The 24,025-nt window shown below is 47.6% G+C and carries 20 protein-coding genes; 11 read left to right on the top strand and 9 right to left on the bottom strand.

The genetic code is table 11. The features are described from left to right. Nucleotides 1–7: 7 nt before the first annotated feature. Together fdh3B and HG547_RS05265 are read left to right on the top strand one after the other, a co-directional pair. Entirely contained in the window at nt 8–577 is a 570-nt protein-coding gene (gene fdh3B, locus HG547_RS05260) for a formate dehydrogenase FDH3 subunit beta (protein ID WP_037423445.1), read from the top strand. A gap of 76 nt (nt 578–653) precedes the next feature. After that, entirely contained in the window at nt 654–1,637 is a 984-nt protein-coding gene (locus HG547_RS05265) for a formate dehydrogenase subunit gamma (protein WP_037423443.1), read from the top strand. Nucleotides 1,638–1,717: 80 nt separating this feature from the next. Here HG547_RS05265 and HG547_RS05270 read toward each other — a convergent pair whose 3' ends face one another. Both HG547_RS05270 and HG547_RS05275 read right to left on the bottom strand, forming a co-directional pair. Continuing rightward, the gene (locus HG547_RS05270; protein ID WP_169547207.1) at nt 1,718–3,775 is read right to left on the bottom strand and encodes a TonB-dependent receptor; all 2,058 of its coding nucleotides are present in this window, start codon (nt 3,773–3,775) and stop codon (nt 1,718–1,720) included. An 844-nt stretch (nt 3,776–4,619) separates the two neighbouring features. Then, nucleotides 4,620–5,546: a bile acid:sodium symporter family protein gene (locus HG547_RS05275; protein ID WP_169547208.1), complete on the bottom strand. Its 927-nt coding sequence runs from the start codon at nt 5,544–5,546 to the stop codon at nt 4,620–4,622. A 386-nt stretch (nt 5,547–5,932) separates the two neighbouring features. On the opposite strand from HG547_RS05275, the gene HG547_RS05280 reads away from it, so the two are divergent. The 3 genes from HG547_RS05280 to HG547_RS05290 all read left to right on the top strand — a co-directional run bounded on the left by HG547_RS05280 (nt 5,933) and on the right by HG547_RS05290 (nt 8,593). Beyond that, complete coding sequence (locus HG547_RS05280) at nt 5,933–7,270, top strand: coproporphyrinogen III oxidase family protein (protein ID WP_037423493.1); 1,338 nt, start codon at nt 5,933–5,935, stop codon at nt 7,268–7,270. A 117-nt stretch (nt 7,271–7,387) separates the two neighbouring features. Beyond that, a complete protein-coding gene (locus tag HG547_RS05285) occupies nt 7,388–7,621 on the top strand; it encodes a hypothetical protein (protein ID WP_037423496.1) in 234 nt (77 codons plus the stop codon). Nucleotides 7,622–7,651: 30 nt separating this feature from the next. Further along, a complete protein-coding gene (locus HG547_RS05290) occupies nt 7,652–8,593 on the top strand; it encodes a DUF4424 domain-containing protein (protein ID WP_169547209.1) in 942 nt (313 codons plus the stop codon). A 57-nt stretch (nt 8,594–8,650) separates the two neighbouring features. On the opposite strand, the gene HG547_RS05295 is transcribed toward HG547_RS05290, so the two are convergent. Then, the gene (locus HG547_RS05295; RefSeq protein ID WP_169547210.1) at nt 8,651–10,642 is read right to left on the bottom strand and encodes a ligand-gated channel protein; all 1,992 of its coding nucleotides are present in this window, start codon (nt 10,640–10,642) and stop codon (nt 8,651–8,653) included. A gap of 121 nt (nt 10,643–10,763) precedes the next feature. Between HG547_RS05295 and HG547_RS05300 the strand changes: the two genes are divergently transcribed. Together HG547_RS05300 and HG547_RS05305 are read left to right on the top strand one after the other, a co-directional pair. Beyond that, on the top strand, nt 10,764–11,726 hold the full coding sequence (locus tag HG547_RS05300) for a LysR family transcriptional regulator (protein ID WP_169547211.1): 963 nt from the start codon (nt 10,764–10,766) through the stop codon (nt 11,724–11,726). Between the two features lie 80 nt (nt 11,727–11,806). Further along, a complete protein-coding gene (locus HG547_RS05305; RefSeq protein ID WP_169547212.1) occupies nt 11,807–12,676 on the top strand; it encodes a patatin family protein in 870 nt (289 codons plus the stop codon). Here the strand turns inward: HG547_RS05305 and HG547_RS05310 are convergent. After that, the gene (locus HG547_RS05310) at nt 12,641–13,597 is read right to left on the bottom strand and encodes a LysR family transcriptional regulator (RefSeq protein ID WP_169547213.1); all 957 of its coding nucleotides are present in this window, start codon (nt 13,595–13,597) and stop codon (nt 12,641–12,643) included. The genes HG547_RS05305 and HG547_RS05310 overlap by 36 nt on opposite strands. Continuing rightward, nucleotides 13,598–14,452: an EamA family transporter gene (locus HG547_RS05315; protein WP_169547214.1), complete on the bottom strand. Its 855-nt coding sequence runs from the start codon at nt 14,450–14,452 to the stop codon at nt 13,598–13,600. It lies immediately after the preceding gene. A gap of 196 nt (nt 14,453–14,648) precedes the next feature. On the opposite strand from HG547_RS05315, the gene trmL reads away from it, so the two are divergent. Further along, nucleotides 14,649–15,113 carry a tRNA (uridine(34)/cytosine(34)/5-carboxymethylaminomethyluridine(34)-2'-O)-methyltransferase TrmL gene (trmL, locus tag HG547_RS05320; RefSeq protein WP_011624457.1) on the top strand — a complete coding sequence of 155 codons (465 nt, stop codon included), beginning with the start codon at nt 14,649–14,651 and terminating at the stop codon, nt 15,111–15,113. A 258-nt stretch (nt 15,114–15,371) separates the two neighbouring features. Here the strand turns inward: trmL and HG547_RS05325 are convergent, their stop codons facing one another. Continuing rightward, on the bottom strand, nt 15,372–15,686 hold the full coding sequence (locus HG547_RS05325; RefSeq protein WP_211164560.1) for a hypothetical protein: 315 nt from the start codon (nt 15,684–15,686) through the stop codon (nt 15,372–15,374). Nucleotides 15,687–15,902: 216 nt separating this feature from the next. On the opposite strand from HG547_RS05325, the gene HG547_RS05330 reads away from it, so the two are divergent. Together HG547_RS05330 and HG547_RS05335 are read left to right on the top strand one after the other, a co-directional pair. Next, nucleotides 15,903–16,880 (top strand): transposase, encoded by a 978-nt coding sequence (locus HG547_RS05330; RefSeq protein ID WP_169547215.1) that lies wholly within the window; start codon nt 15,903–15,905, stop codon nt 16,878–16,880. Between the two features lie 315 nt (nt 16,881–17,195). Continuing rightward, on the top strand, nt 17,196–17,819 hold the full coding sequence (locus HG547_RS05335) for a hypothetical protein (protein WP_169547216.1): 624 nt from the start codon (nt 17,196–17,198) through the stop codon (nt 17,817–17,819). A 464-nt stretch (nt 17,820–18,283) separates the two neighbouring features. Here the strand turns inward: HG547_RS05335 and HG547_RS05340 are convergent, their stop codons facing one another. Further along, nucleotides 18,284–18,838: a hypothetical protein gene (locus HG547_RS05340; RefSeq protein ID WP_169547217.1), complete on the bottom strand. Its 555-nt coding sequence runs from the start codon at nt 18,836–18,838 to the stop codon at nt 18,284–18,286. A 245-nt stretch (nt 18,839–19,083) separates the two neighbouring features. On the opposite strand from HG547_RS05340, the gene HG547_RS05345 reads away from it, so the two are divergent. Next, nucleotides 19,084–21,111 (top strand): S9 family peptidase, encoded by a 2,028-nt coding sequence (locus HG547_RS05345; protein ID WP_169547218.1) that lies wholly within the window; start codon nt 19,084–19,086, stop codon nt 21,109–21,111. An 81-nt stretch (nt 21,112–21,192) separates the two neighbouring features. Here HG547_RS05345 and HG547_RS05350 read toward each other — a convergent pair whose 3' ends face one another. Together HG547_RS05350 and HG547_RS05355 are read right to left on the bottom strand one after the other, a co-directional pair. Next, nucleotides 21,193–22,686: a pitrilysin family protein gene (locus tag HG547_RS05350; RefSeq protein WP_248278699.1), complete on the bottom strand. Its 1,494-nt coding sequence runs from the start codon at nt 22,684–22,686 to the stop codon at nt 21,193–21,195. After that, complete coding sequence (locus tag HG547_RS05355) at nt 22,683–24,014, bottom strand: pitrilysin family protein (RefSeq protein WP_169547219.1); 1,332 nt, start codon at nt 24,012–24,014, stop codon at nt 22,683–22,685. Before HG547_RS05355 ends, HG547_RS05350 begins: the two co-directional genes overlap by 4 nt. Nucleotides 24,015–24,025: the final 11 nt, after the last annotated feature.

Raw genomic sequence — 24,025 nt, forward strand, 5'->3', positions numbered from 1 at the left:
TGCCACTATGGCTACAATGAAATTTTTGTGTGATACCAAGCGCTGCATCGAATGTAACGGCTGTGTCACCGCATGTAAAAACGAAAACGACTCCGCTCTCGAGTGGGGTATCCAACGCCGCCGCGTGGTAACCATCAACGATGGTCAACCAGGTGAGGCATCAATCTCTGTCGCCTGTATGCATTGCTCAGATGCACCATGTATGGCGGTTTGCCCAGCAAACTGCTTCTACAGAACCGATGACGGCATTGTGCTACATAACAAAGATGCCTGTATCGGTTGTGGTTACTGCTTGTACGCCTGCCCATTTGGCGCACCACAGTTCCCGAAAAAAGGTGCCTTTGGTAGCCGCGGTAAGATGGATAAATGTACCTTCTGTGCCGGTGGCCCAGAAGAAAACCACTCAGAGGCAGAGCGCCAGAAGTACGGTTCAAACCGTATTGCTGAAGGCAAACTGCCAATGTGCGCAGAACTCTGCGCCACTAAAGCCTTATTAGCGGGTGATGCAGAAGTTGTTTCGAACATCTTCCGTGAGCGCGTGGCTTACCGTGGTGCTAAAAACGCGGCTTGGAATTAATTCAGGTCACAGGATCTGTCCACAGACTTAGCTTGGTGCCTGCTTGCAGGCGCCACTAAGCGAGAGAGGATGTATGATGAACAAATGGTTCAAACACATAGGTTTAGCCATAGCACTGCTATTTAGTGCCGTGTGTCTAGCCAATGGTGGTGATGGACAGGCGATCCAACCTCAAGCCTCTGATGCCCAAATTTGGGCACAGCTGAAGGATGGCGCGACGGGATACACTACCTCACAAAGCGAGTTCCACGCACAGCCGATCAATACTTATGATCTACGGGTGTTGGAGCTGCGTAGCGACTGGTTAGCGCCGGCTTTAATGGCAGCGCTATTCGGCATGATCATTATCTTTGTCTTATTTATCAAGGTGAACGGCATTTCTAAGCTGCACCATGGTTTTTCAGGCAAGTTAGTGCATCGCTGGTCTAAATTCGACGTTTCTATTCACTGGTTAGGTGCGATTCCGTGCTTACTATTGATATTAACGGGCTTAACCTTATTAGCAGGTCGCTTCTTCTTCCAACCTTGGTTGGGCGAAGGCATCTGGGAAGCTATCGTCTATGGCGCTAAGCAAATCCATGATGTGATGGCGATTCCGTTTATGATCGGCTGGGCATTGATGACAGTGTTATGGGCGAAGAACCAGCTGCCAAAAATGTACGACGTGAAGTGGTTTCTGGTTGTTGGTGGTTACATCAACTTTGGTCCATTCAAAGGTAAACACCCTGATGCAGGCTTTGCCAACGCCGGTGAAAAAATGTGGTTCTGGGCCTTTGCCCTGTTCGGGTTAATCATTTCAGCATCTGGCATGTTGTTACTGTTCCCAAATCTTTTCGAACCAAGCCGCACCTTAAGCTTAATCGCGCTGGTATTGCACTCAGTGAGCGCCATCGTGATCTGTGCTTTCTCTATCGTGCATATCTTCATGGCAACGGTAATGTCAGAAGGCGGTATGGAGTGTATGGTGTCTGGTTATTGTGATGAAAACTGGGCAACCCAACACCACAACCTGTGGTACGACGAAATCAAAGCTAACGGCACGTTGAAATATAAAGAGTAAAAGTCGCTGAAAATAAAAAACCTCCACAGCATATTGTGGAGGTTTTTTTATGGGAAAAATAAGTGCGTTAACTCGAGTGATTAGAAGCGATACATCACAGAGACACCGATATTTCTGGGGTCGATAATCGCGGCATAACCATCGGGGTAACTGCGGCTGGCGGGTTCATTTACCGTCAACGCTTGCTCATCAAACAGGTTGTTGACAAAGCCGCTAACTCTCCAGCTATCGGTTTGATAATCAAGGCTCACACGCGCAACAACATAATCACCTGCTATTCTAGATTCGGTATTATTAATATCCGCAAAATACTCGCCAACATAGTTGCCTGAAAAACCGAAAGAAAACGCATCATTCATCCAATACTTGAATCCGGCATTAGCAGTAATGTGCGGGGCTGAGTTCAACTGATTACCGATAATATCCCCATAGCTAGGGTCGGCTTGCTTGATTTCGCTATCGAGTAAACCTACGCCCGAAATAAACTGCCAGTTTTCAGTTAACATGGCACTGAATTCGGCTTCAATACCGTAACTGACGGCTTTATCGATATTGGTAATTTTGCGAGCGCTATTAGACGCTTGATAACCATCAAAATCGTTGTAGAAGATATTAGCACTTAAGTTGACATCGCCATTGGCAAATACGCTACGGCTACTCAGTTCATAGGTATTTACAAACTCCTCATCGTAGTAGTAATACTCACTTTCCACCAAAGACAGCGCGCCACCACCCGAATTATAACCACGACGAACACTGGCCGCTAAGGTGGTATTATCATTCAGCGCGTATTGCAGTACTAACTTCGGCAGGGTAACGGTATTGGCGTCATCGAGTTTTTCCTCAAGTAGACTACCTTGATAGCGCATGTTGAAGTTACGTAATTGCTCCTCACGCATCACGCGGCCACCAACAGTAATCCAGAGCGAGTCGGCGAGCCCATAGGTGACTTCACCATAAACGGAGGCTGACTTAGTGCTGTCATCACCACTATAGATTGAGCTGCCAGTACTACCAAAATCTTGGCTACGTTTAAAATAGGCTAAACCAACAAAACCGTTGAAATCTTTGTCTTTAAGGCCAAAGCTATATTTGCCATCTACGGTATAACTCTTGTCCTCCATATCAACATATTGCTGGGCGGTCACGAGAGGCTCATAGGTTTCAAAGCCCCAATCGTAATCCATATAGGCGACAATCAGATCGAGGGCTTGCCCTTCCCCGAGGTCATAATCCACTTTCACTGAGTGAGTTGTCGATTTAGTCTCGATATAACGTTGGGAAATCGGCTTATATGCCCATGGATCGTCACCGGTAAAATAGTTACGTCCTGAGTCACCTTTCTCATCATTGTATGAAAAGCTGTAGAGCACTTTTAGGTCTTCAATTGCGCTCGGTTGCCACAAAAATTTGCCGCGCCAGCGATTGGTAATGAGTTCATTTTGATCAAATGTGGCGGGATTCGTCTCGTATTCCAAGCCTTTATTGTAGGTTTCGCCCGTCACATTTTGCCCGCTCACCCTAAATGCTAACTCATCATCGAGGATGGGGCCTGAGAGCATCACTGCACTGTCGATAAAGTTATCTTGATTGCGATAACCCACGCGAGCCGCGCCCTGCCAATCGAAGGTCGGATCTTCGGTTTTAATAAATACCGTACCGCCAATGCTGTTACGACCATTAATCGTCGATTGCGGACCGCGGAAAACCTCAATTTGTTGAATATCCCACAGCCCAGTATCACCAGTAAGATCAGCAACAAAAGGCTCCGCCACACCATCGACTAAGGTTGATACCCGCGCACGAGCCCCACCGGTGAAAGAGTTAAATCCGGAGGCCGAACCATTACCAGAAACCCCACGAATATCGGGCACAGAGCCGGATAACACCACCACGTTCGGCACCTCAGATAAGGCACTTGAGGTTGATTGGTATTGGCCGCTATCGAGGGTTTCCTTATCAATCACTGAAATAGATGACGTCGTATCCTTCAGGCTACGCTCAATTTTTTCGCCATAAACAGTAATTTTTTCAATCGGTTCTGAAGATTCTGCATCCACGCCCGCATAAGCTGACGATATTAGTAAGCTCGAAACCATTGCAGCAATTACACTTTTGTTAAACGCCCTGCATTCCATAAAAACCTCGACGGCACTCATTGATAAAAAGGTATTAACTAAAAATGCCGACAATTTATCTTAAAACAACCTTAACCGCAATTGATAATCGATATCATTTACATTCAACAAATCACTTTGTGATATAACGCAAATACATTAGGTATTGAAAGGAAAAACACTTTAAGTGTTAATAAGATAAGTCAGTTACAATAACTTTATATCTACAGATATTCGGCCACAAAGACTTAAGCAGTCACCCTATAGCGTTCTTCTGTTTCTGCCTATATTCTAAGTTGCTAATAGGAGGATTAGCGGAAACACGGAAACCATGGGTGATATTTCAAAAGCAAAATTGATGTACCTAGCGATAGGAGTGTTCATGGGGATCATTATTGGCAACCTATCACTATCGATAAGCAATTTATTTTTAGGAATTGCATCCATATTAGGCTGGTTAGTACTAATGGTCGGAATTCCTCCCTCTAATAGTCATCAATTTCGAATTGCAACTTTCTTTATATCAATCAGCCTACTACCTGTGTCGTGGTGGATTTATATAACGTCCAATTAAGCGCCTAGTGGCCATATTTTTGTCCTGTATTGGCGATAAGGGTTTCGATCACATGCTTACTGAATGAAGTGATAGTCGTGAAGCTAATAGTCAGTCGTAAATTCATGACCAACACTGGCGTCGGACGGTTATTCCGCGGGTACAAATCTTTTTGAATGCAGTTGATATTCTGCTTGTTCGTCCCGAGGTTAAACGCAATAGATACCAAAGTTTTCCCTAATCAGAGCAAAAATCTTCCCTCAGTAACTCTCGCCTTATCAATCCATAAATCGAGCGCTACCATTACAGGAATTATTTCAATACATCTGCCTGTTTCTGTACTCGGCTCGCCCAATATCCTGCCAGCATGGCGCCTGAGAGATTATGCCAAATTGAGAAAATCGCGCTGGGGACGGCGGAGAGTGGGCTAAAAAACTTGATACACAGAGCGGTCGCGAGACCAGAGTTTTGCAGCCCCACCTCAATCGAAATGGTTTTACACACTGTATGGTTAAAGCCGAGCAAGCGGCAACAGGTATAACCCAAGGCGAGTCCTAAGCCATTATGTAGAAACACCGCGAGTAAAATCACAGGCCCCACCTGCGCAAATTGCCCCGCATTTAAGGCCACAATAATGCTGATGGCCAGCACAATCGCCACGATGGAAATGATGGGTAATGCGGGGGCAAGTTTAGCCACCTGCGGTTTAAAGAAATGATTCAATACCACACCCACAGTCACAGGAATAAGCACGATTTTAACGAGGCTGACTAGCATATCCATTAAAGGAATGGCGACCATCTCGCCGATTAATAGCTCAATAATCAATGGTGTGAGCACCACACCCGCTAAGGTGGATAGCGCCGTCATAGTGATAGATAAGGCGACATCGCCCTTGGCCAAATAGCAGATCACGTTCGATGCCGTGCCACCTGCCACGCTCCCCACCAGCACCATGCCTATGGTCAACTCCCGATTGAGCCCTAATAGCAAACTGATGGCTAAGGCACTTAAGGGCATTAGGGTAAATTGCAAGATTAAACCTGTGATAACGGCGCGTTTCTGCTTAAATGCATTGGCAAAATCCCGCAAATCTAAGGTCAATCCCATGGATAACATAATCACCACCAGCAACGGCACTATGATGGTTTTTAATCCGCTAAACCATGCTGGCATCAAATACGCCGTACCCGCCCCGAGTAAGGCAAATAGCGGAAAAAAGCGGTTGATATTAACCAATGGGGATCCTCCAAGATTTCAGGCGATTTGAGGAGATTGAGCAATGTCAGCAGGGATAATGACAGCCTGACTCCCTCAGCACAAGCCAAAGCGTCCACAAGTAAGAACCTCAACTTTTAATCATTTCAGCCTTTCGATTGAGCTCTTAAGTTAATCGCTCAAATTCAATAACAAAGAGCCAAAAACCTCAGTAAATATGCATCTATGTTTACTAAAACATGATCTGCTTAACAAAAAGCCCGTGATTTCCTTGTTAGGAAACCGTAACTTATAACCAGTTCACGTTTTATTTACTCCATACGAGGTAGTCTAATTGCGCTAGGTGGTCGTGAATTACCTAAAGCAATTTTGGTGTTTACGGTTAGCACTCTCAGATAGGAATCGTTATGTCTTCAGTTATTCAAACGCTCAGCGGCGCGATCGCAACGCCTTATCAAGCGAATATTACCGTCCCTAACTGGATGCTCAGCTCGATGGAACGAGTCATGCAGTATTATGTCGATAAGAATCTTCGCCTTGATACGCTCTCCGCCGACATCATGCCCGCTCCAGTCGAAGGCAAAAAGTACATGCTTTATGCCCATGTGCCCTTCTGCCATACCTTGTGTTCTTACTGCACCTTCCATCGTTTTATGTTTAAGGAAGACAAGGCGCGCGCTTACTTTATCTCCCTACGTAAAGAGATGGAGATGGTCAAAGCCTTAGGCTATGACTTTGAATCTATGTACATTGGCGGCGGTACCACCACAGTATTAGAAGACGAACTCGCCCGTACGATTGAGCATGCCAAGACCTTATTCCCAAGCATTAAAGAAGTGTCTTGCGAGTCGGATCCACAGCATTTAGACAGCCCAGGCTTTAAGCAACTCAAGGGCTTAGTGGATCGTATGTCCATCGGCGTACAAAGCTTTAACGATGACATTTTAAAAATGACCGACCGCCTCGAAAAATTCGGCACAGGTCAACAAACCTTCGACAAGATCATGGCGGCTAAAGAGCTGTTCCCCATTATCAACGTCGACCTGATTTTTGGCTTCCGCGGTCAAACCGATGAAGTGATCCAGCACGACTTAGATATGGCCTCGCGCCTCGACCCAAGACAGATCACCACCTATCCACTGATGATTACGCACCAAACGCGTAAGAGTGTTAAAGGCAAGCTCGCCGCACCACAAGCAGATATGGCCAACCAATATCGCCAGATCTTAAACAGCTTAAATGGTCAATATAATCAGTTATCTGCATGGGCATTTGGTAAAGCAAATGACGAAGGTTTTGATGAATATGTAATCGACTACGATGAGTATTTAGGGGTGGGTTCAGGCTCCTTTAGCTTTTTGAACGACACTTTATACGTTAACACCTTCTCGCTACGTAAATACCAAGAGCGGATCGCCGCAGGCAAGATGGGCGTCGAGCAACAGAAGAACTACAACAAAAAAGATGTGATGCAATATCGATTCCTGCTGGGGATGTTCTCCGGTCGCCTGTCGCGCAAATATTTCCGCGAAACCTTTGGCGTTAACTTAGACACAGCCCTGTTTAAGGAAATGACCTCGATGAAGCTGATTGGCGCCATCAAGAACGACCCCACCGATCCCGATAATCTGATCATCACAGATAACGGCAAGATGATGGGTCTGTTAATGATGAAAGAGTTCTACGCTGGCATGGATAACGTGCGCGCGCAATTGCGTAAACCGCTCAAACCCTGCGATATGTAAGCAAGAGTAAAACCACTAAAGGCCCTTTATGGGCCTTTTTGTTAAGGTGATTTCGCGCTACTCTTGCCTCGGTTTATTCGCATTCGTGACCAACCCAGTAATAAAGGAGTATTCGTTATGGGTTTTACTGATCAAGAAAAACAAGCACTACTCGCCGTTAAGGGCGTTGGCCCGACTGTCATTAAACGCTTTGAAGAAATCGGTATTAGCTCACTTGCGCAGTTGGCCGAGCATGAGGTCGAGGATATCGCCAACCTCGTCGCTAGCATGTTACGCACCACTTGCTGGAAAAACAGCCCGCAAGCACGCAATGCTATTGCCGCAGCCATCGAACTTGCACGCCATCAATAATCTTTTGATTTCCAATTCGTTGAGATATTTATGCCATCTTATTTACGCATCTTAGCTTGCACTCTAACCGCGTTGTTATTTAGCACATCGGTTTTTGCCAACGACAGCAGTTTTGGTGATGCCAATGGTTCAATCACCCTTAAATATCAGCCGCATATCAGTATGGACAAAGAGTCACTCTTTATCAGCGAGGCCGAAATCAGGGTCGATTATGTGTTTACCAACACCAGTTCGCAGGATCTTATCGTCCCCATCGCCTTCCCTATGCCGCCGATGTTTTTTGGCTCCGCCGATCACAGCAGCATCGATAACTTCACCCTAAAAGTGAATGGCAAAACCCAGCCAACCGAGCACAGGCTCGTCGCCCAACTTGCCGATAAAACCGATATTTCTGCCGAGCTTAAAAAACTCGGCTGGGGTGTAGAGGAAGTCGCCTATTTTGCCGAATATAGCAAAGTCCCCAAGGGCAAACCTGCGCTCCCCAGTCAATGGTTGGATGAGGACCAACAAATCGCCTTTACCCTAAGTGATTACTTTGTGTGGCAGCAAACCTTTCCCGCGGGCCAATCTGTCTCCATCAGCCACAGTTACACGCCTAGCCTCTCAACAGGCATCCCCGATACTGCCAATAGTATTATCGATACTTACACTGAACTTGCCTGTTTAGATGAAAGCGCCAAGCAAGGTATTCGGAAGCGTAATCTCGTCGTTAAACAAGACGGCGAAGATGTTGAATATGGCGTGGAATGGAGCCACCTTAGCTATATTTTGGTCACGGCCAATAACTGGCAAGGAGCGATTAAGGACTTTAAACTGACGCTGAAAAAATCCCAACCGACTGATCTCGTCAGTTTGTGTTTTGATGGTGAACTAAAAAAAACCGATCCACTCACCTTTGAGTTTCAGCAAAAACAATTCACGCCAACGCAGGATCTCAGCATCCTATTTATCCGTAAACCGGATTTTGAATAATCGAAAAAGCCAGCTAAAAGCTGGCTTTTTGTATTAAGCGACTAATTTTAAGCGCGGCTAAAAACTATAGGTCATACCTAACCAGTAACGGCGACCATCTTCAATATAGCCGTACTCATCTTGAGTAATCTCTTTATCGAAGGCGTTATAGATACCTGCGCTGAACTTAATGCTGTCGTTAACGCGATAGTTGGCCCCTAAATCTAACAGCGTATAGGACGGCGCAATCAAACTGCTTGAGGAAGGCCCTGTGGTTGGTTGGCTCTCTTCACCACGATAGTTAACCCGCAGCCAAGTGCTTAACTTATCTATCGGCTCATAGTTAACCGACAATTGCACCAGATGTTTAGGTAGCTGGTTCAATGGACTCCCTTTGTAAGCGCCCGTTTTTTGCTCCGAATCGGTATAAGTGTAGTTACCCGTGAGCGCCAAGTTGCTGAGGATTTTATAGTCGATACTCAGCTCAACCCCTTGGGTGACTGCCTCATCGATATTCACATAGGTGGTTGGGTCGGAACCAAACTGATTCGGCCCATCAGTACATTGAGTCGCAGGGCAAGCGACACGGGTGATCTTGTCCTCAAACTCGTTATAGAACACACCAGCACTGGCCGTGATGGAATCGGTCAAATCCGTGTAAATGCCTAACTCATAGTTCACAGAGGTTTCGGGTTGTAAATCCGGATTACCATACATATTGCCGCCTCGGCTCACCTGCCCCCAATCTGGCACGGTTTGCCTTAGGCTCGGCGCCCGAAAGCCCGTCGACACACCGCCTTTTAAGGTAGTGTGCTCGGTCAGCCCCCAAACACCATAAATCCGTGGACTAAGGTGGTCACCAAAGTTTTCATCATCGTCTAAACGCAGGCCCAAGGTTAAGGCAAAATTATCGACAATACGCCATTCATCCTCTGAGAACACCGACCATTGACGGCGACTAATATCGGTTAAGTCACTGACCTGATTGCCAGTTTCATCGGTGAGATCTTGATAATTGAAAGCAGCACCAAAGGTGGCGGTATGGCTTTCACCTAGGGTGGCGATCACACTGGTTTGAGCATCGGTATTCTTGATTTTCATCTTGCGGGACTTGTTATCGTACACTTCGTGCTTGATATAAGTATCCGAGGTGCCAAAGTCCCAACGTCCGGTGTGAGATAGCGAAATCGTGCTGTTTTCATACTCGGTTGTCGACGATGCAGGGCAACCACTGCGGCCACAACTGGCCCCCGGCGCTAATGGCGCAACGGTTTTCCCTAAGGTGCTATCCAACTCTTGGTTGGCGATACCGACTTCCAACATGATGTCATGGTCTTGATTCGGCGTAAGGGCAAATCTGGCGGTGAGATTATCCGCATCACGGCCTCGGTAACCACCGTAGATATTATCTTCTTCACGCTGGGTATATTGGCCGTATAACTGCACGCCGAGCAGATCTTTAATCAAGCCACCGTTCACAAAAAAGTTGCCCTGATACACATTGCCCGAGGCCGACTTTTCCTGCAGCGTGGTGTCGAGGCGCAGTTCCCCCTGCCACTCATTGGGCACTTTACGGGTAATGATGTTGATCACCCCACCAATGGCGTCAGAGCCATAAAGCGATGACATGGGGCCGCGGACAATTTCAATCCTATCGATTGCGGCGAGCGGCGGCGTCCAAGCGCCTTCAACACCAGGACCATCACTGTTGGTGCGGGTTTCGCGGGAAGACTGACGCTTACCATCAACTAAAATCAGCGTGTATTGGCTGCCCATGCCCCGCAGACTAATGTCCCGACGGTCGGCACCACCAGTCACCACCACGCCGGGCACCTCTAACATTGCGTCGGTTAAATCACGGTAAAAACGAGTATCGAGATCCTCACGGGTAATCACGCTAATCGATGCCGGCGCGTCACGCACTTGCTGCTCAAAGCCCGATGCGGTGACGACAATTCTTTCCATCATCTTGTCTTGATCGAGTGCGGCATCCGCCAAAGCCTGAGTGGCTGGTAGCAATAATGCGGCAGAAACTAGCTGTGCGAGGATCTTTTTACGACGTAACAACATAACCAACAAATCTCCCTTGACCGTTTGTAAATGATAATAATTTTCAATACGCCAATGTATCCCTATGTTACAATCGGCTCAAGTTAGACTTTGAGTAATCACTTGTAAGAGTTGCTTAAGAATGAATAGAAATATGGTCAAGGGCATGATCGTGTTTGCCGCCATCGCGGAAAAAGGCTCGATGAGCGCTGCGGCAACACAGCTTAATCTGAGTTCATCGGCGGTGAGCCAACAAGTCGCCAAGCTTGAAATGGATATGGGAATTAGTCTGTTTCACCGTAATACCCGCCACCTCACACTCACAGAGGCGGGAACGTTATTCTATGAAAACTGCATTAAAATCATAAAAATAGTAGAAAGCGCCGAACAACAGCTGCATGCATTAAAGGGCACGCCTTCGGGGGAGCTTAAAATTGCCGCCCCAGTCGGCTTTGGCAGCGGTTTACTCAGCCAACCATTAGCGCACTTGTTGGCAGCCCATCCACAGATCAGTCTCAATCTGCAATTGCAGGACGGCCCAATTGATATAGTTAATGAAGGAATCGATCTGGCAATTTGCATCGGCCCGCTGTCGGATTCGAACCTTATCGCTCGCCCCTTGGCAGATTGGCGCATGCTGCTGTGCGCCGCTCCGAGCTATATTCCCCAGCATCATAGCCTACAGCATCCTCACGAGTTACAAGGGTTCAACCGTATTAGCCACAGCTATGCTAAGCCCGAGTTTTTAACCCATTCACAGACTCAAGAGCGAGTCGAACTCTCAGCCCAGCGCATCAACGTCAATAATATGCAGACGCTGATCCAACTCACCCTCGATGGATTGGGCTATGCCGTATTGCCAGAACCCGAAGTGTATCAATACCTTGCATCTGGCCAACTGGTAACACTTTTACCCGAATGGTCGCTACGCACCTACAGTGTTTATAGCGTGACCTCGGCGCGGGATAAACAGCCCGCCAAAGTGAAAGAAGCCATCGCAGCCCTTAGCCAATATTTTAGCCAGATGGATTTTAACCCAAGCCCAGCATCACTAACTCTGTCCAGCGCCTGCGAGCGCACACCGAGATTAGCCATACCCGCCTAAGCACTCGTAGGCATGCGTTTCATTTATCAGGTGAGTTAGAGTATGCTGTTTTATCCATTTGATTAAGCAGTAGTAACGTAATGCAAGATGTGGCCTTAGTGTTAGAGGGCGGCGGCCTGAGGGCAATTTATACCGCCGGCGTGTTAGATGCCTTTTTGCAGCAACAATTGCACTTCCCCTATGTGATAGGTGTATCGGCGGGGGCGATTTATCCCGCTTCTTATGTTTCACGCCAATTTGGCCGTAATTTACAAATTCAGCAGCAATATCTGCGGGATAAGCGCTATATGGGGCTACGCCACTGGTTGACCACGGGCAATTATGTCAACACCGACTTTACCTATAAGCGCATGGCCTATGAGTTACTGCCTTTTGATTTTAAAACCTTTTTAGGTAGCGGAACCGAGTTTAAAGTCGGGGCGTTTAACTGCCAGACAGGACAAACCGATTACTTTGGCATGGCCGATTTTCAGGAGCACGATAAATTGCTCGACGTGCTGATCGCCTCCTCTAGCCTGCCTTTTATGGCCAATCCCTATCGGATAAACCACCAAACCTACCTCGATGGCGGTATCGCCGCGCCCATTCCGGTAGCGAAGGCGCAGCAAGAGGGCTATAAGCGGCAGGTGGTGATCCTGACTCAGGACGCAAACTATCGAAAATCGCCGATGAAGTTCAATTGGTTAGCTCGCAAGCGTTATCAAACATATCCAGCAGTGGCCGCTGCGCTCAAAGTACGCCACCAACGTTATAACCACTCCCTCGAGGAACTCACCCAGAGTGTTGCCAGCGGCCATACCTTTGTGGTCCGCCCTGCTGCACCACTTAATCTCTCACGACTTGACCGCAATATCGATAAAGTGACCGCCGTATATCACCAAGGGCTGGCGGATGGTCAGACGATTCTGCCCAAGTTACAGGCTTGGCTTAGCACTGATGTTAGGCAGTGAGGCACGGACATTGTCGATAATCAGTTCTCGCAACCATTTATGGCTAAGGTCGTGTTCAAAATGCTTATGCCACATCAGCAGGTAAGCGCCGGGGATCAGCTTAATGGGTGAAGGTAAATACTTAAGATCAAATGACTTCATGACCGCTAAGGCATAACGGGAAGGAGCGCAGAGAATCAAATCGCTTTGCTCACACAGGGCCAGCGCACTCTGGAAGTCGGTCATATTCACCGCAATATCCCGTTTACGCCCTTGGATTTGCAGCACATCGTCTAACAACCAATATTCCAAGCCACCAAAGGCGACCTGTAATTGGCGATAGCTTAAAAAGGTATCGAGATTCCATTCCTGCGATAGTGCAGGATGGTCACTGCGCATCAGACACACTATGTAATCCTGAACCAATTCAACATAATGGATATCGTCCGGAATATGGTTTACATGCATGGGCGAACGTTCATCCCATTCGCGGCAGCCAATAGCCAAGTCGATATCGCAACGCAGCAATCTGTCCATGGTATCGAGCCGCCAGGTTTGGCAATTGATGCTCACACCGGGCGCCTGCACCAATAGCGAAGGCATAAAATGTGGAAAGGTCAGCGAATAGGTGGTTTCGACCAGATGCATTCGAAATTGTCTTTGGCTTAAGGCGGGCTCAAAACTATCGGGCCGAGTAAATTGCGCTAATTGCTGTAAGCATTGGCGTAAGTCGGGCGCCAGCGACAACGCCTTGGGCGTCGGCTTTAGCCCGTAGGCGGTGCGCTCGAATAAGGGGTCATCAAACACTTCGCGCAGGCGAGTCAATTGCTTACTCACAGCCGACTGACTTAAATGCAGCCGTGCCGCTGCGGCCGTGACACTCTGCTCCTCGAGGAGAATTTCCAGTACGGGCAGTAAGTTTAAGTCTAAGTGTTTTAGCATTTAACCCCTCGCTTTTAAGGGATTCCACCTCAAGTTTTGCGGCAACTTCATCAGCAGTAGCGACAGTAAAATCACTAAAATCCCTGCCCACTGGCGCATATCTAAGGCTTCACCCACAATCAATACGCCTAATGATACGGCAACCACGGGATTGACTAAAGCCACCATCCCCATGATTTCTGGCCCTAAATTTCGCATTGACCACAGCCAAGCCCAATAAGCCACCGCGGTATTGGCGGTAGCCAACCAGATTAACGAGGGAACCACATCCATATTCGGTATCTGTGGCGGCCCCGCCATAAACCAAGCCAGCGGGATCAACATCAATCCCCCCAAGAGTAATTGCCAAGCGGTCAGCACTAAAAAATCGCCCACATCCCAGCGCTGCATCCAACGGGAAGAAAAGGCAATCAACGTTGTCGCGCTCAGCATACACAGGACACCAATCGGGTCGAGATCCGCCGAAGGATTAAGCAATAAAATCACTCCTGCGAGGCCCATCAAACCGAGCAGTAACCACTTCATCCCCGGGCGTTTTTTATCGTTCAGCCAAGCGAGGATCAAAAAGATTAATGGCAATGTCGCCCCCAGCGTGCCCGCGACGGCACCCGGTAGCCGATAGGCGCCAATAAACAGCAGCGCAAAGAAGGCGCCAATATTACAAAATGCCAGCAAGCTTAATTTAGACCATGCCAGTGTCGGTAAACGTGGTCGCAGCATCAGCAACAATATGCCCGCAGGCAGCGCGCGCCAAACCGCCACCCAGTAGGGCGACATATCCTGTAAGTAAAGACTTACCAGTGCATAGGTGGTCCCCCAAAACACCGGGGCGAGTAACGCAATCACAAACGGCATAATGACTTCTTAAAAAGTATCTTGATATTGAGATATATTACTTTGAGAGAATAAAACAGGCAAGTGCAGAGATAAGGTTAATAGGGAAAAAGAAAAATAGACTGGCGTTTATGCCGCTGTAGATATGCGCACGCGGAGCTGCGCTTAAGGCTTGTTTGCCGTATAATCGGGCGTCATTTTTTATAGGCGGGCAAGCATGTTCCATATCGCACTCTATGAGCCAGAAATCGCACCCAACACGGGTAATATCATTCGCCTTTGCGCAAACAACGGCAGCCAACTTCATTTAATTGAGCCGCTTGGGTTTGATTTTGAAGAGAAAAAACTGCGCCGCGCGGGCCTAGACTATGCCGATTTAACCAATGTGACTCGCCATAAAAACTTCGATGCCTTCCTCGAAGCCATGGCAGGTAAACGCATTATGGCCTGCACCACTAAGGGCAGTCGCCCTCACACTGAACTCAGTTTTGCCAAAGATGACGTGCTGTTATTTGGCCCTGAAACCCGTGGTCTACCTATGCCAATTATCGAGTCGATTCCAACCGAGCAGCGATTACGTATTCCGATGGCGGCTACCAGTCGCAGCCTCAACCTCTCCAATGCAGTGGCGATTATCAGCTACGAAGCCTGGCGTCAGCTCGGGTTTGAAGGCGCTATTTAATACCTAGGAATGCTGATTTGAATTAGGCTGGACTTAACCAGCCAATTTTCCAATTACTAAGCCAAGTCATTCAGCAATCAGCCCTTAAAGATTGCTTTTAACTCAATTCGGCCTGAAAGCCAGATAACTTTGGTAGTTAGGTATGCGGTATGAATTGTCATTGCTTCCCCTGTGACACGCCACCCTTTTATTTCACAAGAAGTATCCCTGAGGGCTCGACGGCGGCATCTGCAACACACGGAAGTGTAAATGCCGCGATCACATGGCCAATGATGCTCCCAACATCATTGAGGCATTTCCCATATCCCTATGGGTCAGATGTGAAAGAGCGGCCATGCCGCCAACGGCCACTGTTGCAACAGTGACAATTTTGACGACCATTGAACTGTTCATCTGGCTAAAAGCTTTTTGCCCCAAAGCAAAACGACTGATCGTATACTTCGTTATATTCATTGCCATTGTTTCCCCTGTGACACGCCATAAACTCATCCCTGAGGGCTCGACGGCGGCATCCATGCCGCCAACGGTCACAGTCGCAACAATGACAATCTTTACGACCACTGAACTGTTCATCTGACTAAAAGGCTAATGCCCCAAAACGAGATAAGTTTGTCGTCAGGTGTGTAGGATGAATTGTCATTGTTTCCCCAGTGACACGCCATAAACTCATCCCTGAGAGCTTCCCGACTTCCGAAATTGGACGACTTCCAAAATTGGACACCCAGCTTTAATAGCGTGGTAGTAAACCTCCTACTATGCTTTGGTTAAGCATTGAACAAGGAGGTTTGAATGCCGCGCCCTCGCAGAACTCAGATAAGTCTTGAAGACACTCCCTATTACCATTGCTGTAGCCGCGTTGTTAGGCGGGCTTTTTTATGTGGCGATGATAGTTACTCGGGTAAAAACTATGACCATCGCCGTGCTTGGGTCGAGTCATTATTATTTGAACTTGAAGCTGTTTTTGCTATTGATGTGGCAGCATTTGCGGTGATGTCGAATCATCTGCATTTGGTGCTGCGGGTGGATATCGAGACAGCCAATCGCTGGACTGACCGCGAAGTGCTTGAGCAGTGGCATAAGTTGTTTAAAGGCGATGAGTTAACGCAAAAGTTCGCCAAAGGTGAGTTAGTTGAAGCGCATGAGGTCAGCAGATTAAAGCATTCAATCGCCCTTTATCGCAGTCGTTTGTGTGATATTTCATGGTTTATGCGCTGTTTGAATGAGCCGATTGCAAGGCAAGCAAATCAAGAAGATAACTGCACAGGCAGGTTCTGGGAAGGTCGGTTTAAATCTCAGGCCTTACTGGATGAAGCCGCCGTGTTAGCCTGTATGACTTATGTGGATTTAAATCCTATTAGAGCACAACTGGCTGATACACCAGAACAATCCGACCATACCAGTATTCAACTACGCATTCGGGCGGCGTTAAAAGGTGAGCAGCCGAGCAATCTACTACCTTTTATTGGTAATGAGTGCGACAACCAACCCAATGGCATTGCATTTTCCTTAACGGATTACCTTCAATTGGTGGATGATACCGGCCGAATCATTCGCAATGATAAACGTGGATGCATCAGCGAAAGTAGCGCCAAGATACTGAACAGATTAAATATTCCCCATGACAATTGGCTCAAGCTGACAACCGAATTTGGCAAGCTATTTTACGGTCCTGTGGGCACCTTGCAAGAACTGACCGATTACTGCGAACACTTAGAAAAGCGACGACGGCATTTTGCTAAATGCTGCCAGCACTTTAACAGTAACTGACAACTGCTTATATCACTTCAAAAGCCTCATCCAGAACACATCCCAAGCACTATGGGCCAATTTATTTCGTCTGAAATACCCCATTTTTTAAGGAGTTAGCGCAATTTATTGTCTTAGATGCTGTCCCCGCGATTGTTGATTGTTCCTATTTAAACCATTTTAACTCGGACAAGTTGTAGGCAAACATAAAGTGCATTATGTTATTGATTTATATTGGGTAGCCGGATTTATTGTGGTAAAAATGCCGGTGAGCTGAGAGGTCAAACCATGGTTATTGAGACTATTGAACGGCGTTATTAAGTAGCTGAGAGCATTATGAGTAATAAAGAATTACAAAAAAAACTACTGTTGAATGTTGGCGAAAAGTTGGCTGCTTTTGGCTTTGGGAAAAAGGCCAAACAGCAGTCCTTTTACCGGCCAATCGAAGGCGGTTGGGTCGCAGTACACCTCTCTTTTATTCAGCATGCTGATGATTTTGATGTGACAGTAAGTGTGTCTATTCGGTTTAATGTGGTTGAGGATTTAGTGAATGCTAAAAATAACCTACAGACTCAAAAGGAAAAGGAAGCGACTAGTACACTTGGTGTTGAACTTGGTAATTTATCCATTGGGGAACAGAAGCGTTGGAATGTTTCCTCTCAAGAGCAGATACCTTCAGTTGCTGATTCAATATTGGAAGCTTTTGACGAGTTTGGAAATCCATATTTGATGAAATATTCTGCTATGGATTCTGCTTATGAACTGCTGTCTAGCGATGAAAAGCATGTATGGAAGCATTGCCCTTTTCATGCAACTAGAGCGAAGAAAGCAGTCGCCATTGCGAAACTCTTGGGGCATTCGGATATTCAGGCTCAAATATCTACAAGAAGGAAGTTTCTTGAAGAAAGGAAAGATTTTGGCCTCTCGGATTTTGTAAGCTTTACGAATAGCTTGTCCTAGAAAAGCCCGCGAACGGAATAAATGGCAGCTTTTTAACCAAAAGAGATAGAACAGGTACAACACTTTTGTAAGTTAGCCCCAAGGAGATGGGGCTTTTTCTTGTCTGCAATTGGGCAATTCGACCAGCAGACTGGGCAGCCGTTGCCGGTAGAAGTGGTCACGGTCTGCCAGCAGGGCGGGCAGTTTAGTGCAGCGCCGCCAGCTGGTGGCACTGGCACAATTGATCACTTCTGCTGTTTCTGGGTGATCACTTCTACTGCTTTGAGCTGCTCAGTCTGCTGCAAGTGTTGACAAAATGAGTTTTAGAAGAGCATTCGCTTTAGGATGGCTTGTTCATCGGTTTTAATACTAACGTTCAATAGTTGCCTTACAAATATTAATCCGAAACTAATGGACTAGAGTAAAAATCTATCACGCTTTTGTCCCAAAGTGAGTTGCGTATTGTCGAGCATGAATTAGTCAGCTTAATGAGTTGGTGCGACAGGCGCCATCTCTATCCCACGAAAGAGCTGATAGCGGTCGATATCATCGTCTAAATATTGGATATTTTGCATCCACTGCCATGCGCCCTGGGGCGATTTAGCTTCGAATAACAGTTGGATTAAGGCGGCGCGCGCATTCACAACTCCCTCGCCCAGCAGGGAATAATCGCCATTTTGTTGATATAAACTAAAGAGTTGCTGCTTTTCCTGCGAGACACCGTCGTAGTAAGTTAACAGCACTTGCTCGCCTTGCTCCCTAAACCACCATGTCTCGCTGTAGGGAGCGTGCGTTCCTACACTTACGGAGAGGATCAACTGCCGCTGATCGTGGGAACAAAATCCATTGACCGTCACTTGTCTAGGGGTGTCACTTGCCTTAGCGGCATTGCCCTGCCACTGCCCCACCATTTGCGGGCAAAAGGCTTTAAAACTGACCTTAGCGGCTAGCGCAGGAAAGATAGCCAAGCTGCCCAAGGCGAGTATCAATACATTTTTGATCAATAGCTTGCCCAGTTTTTGCGGGATGATTAACGCCATATTCGAGTCCTATTTCAATCTCCCAATACATTAGCGTTAAAACACCTTAGCCACAAATACGCCATAACACTTTGCGCCATACCCAACCTACCTCGTCATCAAAATGCGGCCAGTGGTTACAGTTACTTACATAAAAGTCACTCTCGCCACCGATAGACTCAGTTTGATTTCATGCTCAGTTTCTATACTGTGATGTTTAACGGGACAAAATAACGATAACACTCTGAATGATAAGGAGACATCTAGTGAAGAAGGCAGGCATTTTACTGCTTAGCTTACTCATGCCTTTCAGCACGGCATTTGCAGAAGCAAGCAAACCACTCTCAGTCGAATTACTTTGGCAACTCAAGCGCATAGGTAGTCCAGTGGTGTCCTCCACGGGCGAGCACATTATTGCGCCTGTGACTGAATACGACCTTAAGGAAGACAAAGGTTCAACCCAACTGTGGCGCTTCGACGGTGAAGGTAAAAATAACCGTGCGATTACCGCCAAAGGCTTAAAAGTCAGCGAGCCGGTGTTTTCGCCAGATGGTAAAACCTTAGCTTTTATCAGCGAACGTAACGATGATGACGCGGGCCAAATTTACCTACTACCGATGGATGGTCCGGGAGAAGCCAGCAAGCTCACGGACATTCCCACCGGCGTCAATGGCATCAAGTGGGTTGGCAAGCATTTGTATTTTATTAGCAATATCTTTCCTGAACAGAATTGGGAGCAAATGAAGGCCCAGCTTAAGACTGATAAAGATAATAAAGTCTCCGCCCGCCAGTGGAATGCACTGCCCTATTCGCAGTTCGATCATTGGTTAGATGAGCGCCGTCAGGCCCATGTGTTTAGGATCCCAGCCACAGGTGGCGCGGTTGAAGCCGTGACTCAGCCTTTAGGCCATGAACTGCCACGCTCAAGCCAAAGCAGTTCAAGCTATGATATTTCCCCCGATGAACGCTTAATCGCCTTTAGCGCCTATGGTTCGGATAATCGGGTCGATCCAAAATTAGACTTGTTCCTCGCCACCATCGGTGGCAACAAGGCTGAAAACATCACTCCAGAAAACCCCGCGCCGGATCTCAATCCATCCTTTAGTCCTAACGGTAAAACCTTAGCCTTTACTCGCCAAAAAATCCCCGGATTTTATGCCGATACAGCAAGGTTGATGTTGCTGGATGTGAGCAGCCGCAAACTCACCACACTCACCGCCGATTGGGATCGCTCAGTGTCCGACTTCAACTGGACACCCGACAGCAAGGGGTTCTATGCCAGCATTGATGATGCGGCGACAAACCGTATTTATCATATCGATGCCAAGAGTGGTAAGGCCAAGGCCATCACTCAAGCTACCGACTTTAGCCAGCCTACTATCGCTAAAGATGGTCAGTTGATTGCGACTAATCAAAGCTTTTTGTACCCAGCGCGTTTAGTTAGCATCAACCCACGCAATGGTAAAACTGAGCGTTTAGAGCAGTTTAACGACGATATTTTAAAGGATGTCGATTTAGGCACCTATGAGTCGGTCACCTACAAAGGTTACCAGGGCCAAGACATTCAAATGTGGGTGCACTATCCACCTGGGTTCGACCGCAGCAAAAAGTATCCGCTGTTTATGTTGATCCACGGCGGCCCGCACAACGCCATTAGCGATGGTTTCCACTACCGCTGGAATGCGCAAACCTTTGCATCTTGGGGTTATGTCACCGCATGGCCAAACTTCCACGGCTCTAGCGGTTTCGGACAAGACTTTGCCGATGCCATTAACCCAGATTGGAAAAATAAATCCCTCGAAGACGTGCTCAAAGCCGCAGACTGGTTTAAGCAACAAAGCTGGATCGATAGCGATCGTATGGTCGCCGGCGGCGCCAGCTATGGTGGCTACTTAACCTCGATTATTTTAGGCCAGCCGCATCCCTTTAAGGCGCTGCTGATCCATGCCGCGGTATACGACATGTATTCACAAATGTCGGCGGACTTCGCCGTCCACAGCACTCGCTTTGGTAACTACTGGGATAATCCTGAGCTGTATAAAGCCATTTCGCCCCATTACTTTGCCGCCAACTTTAACACCCCAACCTTAGTCAGCCATGGTCAGCTCGATTACCGTGTGCCTGTCGGCCAAGGTTTTGAGCTATTCCGTACTCTACAAACCCGTAATGTTGAATCGCGGATGATTTATTTCCCCGATGAAAACCATTGGATTATGAAGCCTAACAACTCCATCTATTGGTATAACCAAGTGAAAGATTGGATGGCTCACTACGCCAAGCCAGGTGCGCAATAACGCCTAGAACCTAGAACAGAAAAGCAAAAGGTCTGCACTATGCAGACCTTTTTATTGGGCGAAATAGACTAACGCCAGTGGTTATTGACCAAAACCCACCGCATTAATATCAACGGTTTGCACTTGGCCATACTTGGCCGCGATAGGCGCAATCTTGCTGGCGTTGCCGATCAGCACAAACTGTAAGTCCTTTTGCGGGAAGTAAGTTTTCACTAACCTTTGGGTTTCTTCTAAGGTTAAGCCGTCCACTTTGGCTTGGAACTCGTTGATAAACTTATCATCGAAGCCATAGAGATACATACCAGATAACAGGCCTGCCAATTGGTCCGAGGTTTCGAACTTAGGCGGGAACTGACCTTTAACATAGGCTTTAGCCGAATCCAGAGTCGCTTGGTCGACGCCTTTTTCCCATAAACGAGCATAGGTTTTCAGGGCTAAATCAATCGCCTGTTGAGTGGTTTCCGTCTTAGTGAAGGTGCTAATGGTAAACACGCCCGAGTCGGTATAAGGACTAAAGCCGGAGCGCGCGCCATAGGTTAGCCCCGCATTCACTCGCAGTTCATCGTTCAGCCAAGAGGTGAAGCGACCACCTAAAATAGTGTTCACTACCGTTAGCCCCACATAGTCTGGGTTATCACGACTAATGCCTAAACCGCCGATAACAAAGGTGGTTTCCATCGCATCAGGCTTATCCACCAGCAGCACTTTGGCCTCAGTTAACTTAGGTAAACCTTGGTTTAAGTCGGGCTGAACCAGTTGTTCACTGCCTTTCCACTGACCAAAAGTCTGGGTTAGCTTGGCCTTCATCGCCGCCACATCAAAATCCCCCACTACAGTTAATGCGGTATTGGCGGGTTGATAGTAGCTCTTATGGAAGGCGCGTAGCTGCGACACTGTGACTTGCTCAAGTGACTCGCGATTACCCGATGAGGCATTACCGTAGGGATGGGCACCGAACACCAGTTTATCGAAGTAGCGACCAATCACGGCGCGCGGGCTTTCTTTATCCTGCTGCAAACCCGCAATGGCGCGTTGCTTAAGTTTATCAAACTCGGCCGAATCAAAGTCTGGGCTTAATAGCGCGGCGCTGAATAGGCCGAGCATCACATCGGTATCTTTCGCCATAAAATCGGCGGCCAGATAACTGCCTTCTTTGTCGGCTTCGGCCCCTAAGCTAGCACCGAGAAAATCCACTTGCTGCTCAATCTCGGCCTTGGATTTACCCGCCGCGCCAAGGAGTAAACCTTCGGCGGTCATTTGGGCAATACCCGCTGTGGTGTCGTTTACCGCCCCGGCACGCACTACTGCGTTTAAGGTGATTAACGGCACTTCGCGCTGCGGCATTAAATACACGGTTAGGCCATTATCCAGCACTAACTTGTCGTAATTTGGCATGGCAAAGCTGCCAGTATCGACGCGTTTGGGTGCCGTGGTGGAAGCGCAGCCGGATAAGGCTAAGCTAGTGCCTAGGGCCAATGCGACCATTAACTTAGTCGGTTGCCAAGATGATTTGACAAAGGATGATCTTACAAAGGCTGATCTTATAAAGGAGAGTTTCATTGCCATCGATTTCATTGAGAGTTCTCCTCGTTTGCCGCCAATACCGCTACCGTGCGATTCGATTTGCGTAAATAGGTTTGGGCAACACGTTGGATATCTGCGGGTGTGACCTTGTTATAGGCCTCTGGCGCATTAAATAATTTATCGTAACTGCCAAAATACATTTCATAGGTGCCGATGGTGTTAGCCTTGCCATTAATGGTTTCCATCGCGCGGTAAAAATCCATCAACTTGATATTTTTGACTTTATCCAATTCTTGCTGGCTAACGCCATTGGTCGCAATGGCATCGATTTGTTCAATCAGTGCCCGCTCTAGCGTCGATGCTTTCACCTCTGGTGTAGCCACACCCATGACGTAAAAGAGATTGGGATCGACCGACATCGGCATATAGGTTTGCGCTTCTAAAGCCACTTGCTTATCCACCAGCGCTTGATATAAACGCGAGCTATTGCCTTGGCTTAAAATCGAACTTAATAAATCCAGCGCATAAAAATCTGCGTGAGTCGCTGCCGGAATATGGTAAGCCAGCATCACATTAGGCGTACTGACCGAGGCTTTTTGAACGAAGGTACGGCGCTCACCCTTTTGCTTAGGCTCCACAGTACGCACGGCCTTTGGCGGTATTTGCGCAGGAATAGGCGCAAAGTACTTGTCGGCCAATGCTTTAACTTGAGCCAGCTTTACATCACCGGCAATCACCACGACCGCATTGTTCGGCGCATAATAGGTTTTATGGTATTGCACTAAATCTTCTAGGGTCCAAGCGGCAATATCCGACTCATGGCCAATCACAGACCAAGAATAGGGATGCGCTAAAAACGCTACGCCTTTAATTTCGCCTTCGAGGGTATTCCAGTTGGAGTTTTCAAGCCCAGTCGAACGCTCCGACTGCACTACGCCACGCTCGCTTTCCACCATTTCTGGATTGATATCCAAGTTGGCGATACGGTCAGCCTCAAGATCGAACATAGTTTCTAGCGCATTCGCTGGGAACCAGTCGGTGTAAACCGTCATATCCTCTGTGGTGTAGGCATTGTTAGCCCCGCCCGCGGCTTCCATCGTACGGTCGAACATCTTAGGGCCATATTTTTTCGAGCCGTTAAACATCATATGTTCGAAAAAGTGTGAAATACCGGTAATCCCCGGCACTTCGTTGCGGGAACCGACTTTCCAAAATAGATACATGTTGGCATTGGGAATAGAAGAGTCCTCTAGCACCATGATTTTCATACCATTGGCGAGTGTAAAACTCTTGATGTCTTCTGCCATGGTGGCCTGTGCTTGGCTTAAGGGATTAAAGAGTCCCATCGCCAACACCAGCGCCGATAGCGTACGCTTCATCTTGTTCGCTC

This window comes from Shewanella sp. DNRA4 (assembly GCF_012843185.1).
GTDB classification, from domain to species: Bacteria; Pseudomonadota; Gammaproteobacteria; order Enterobacterales; family Shewanellaceae; genus Shewanella; species Shewanella xiamenensis.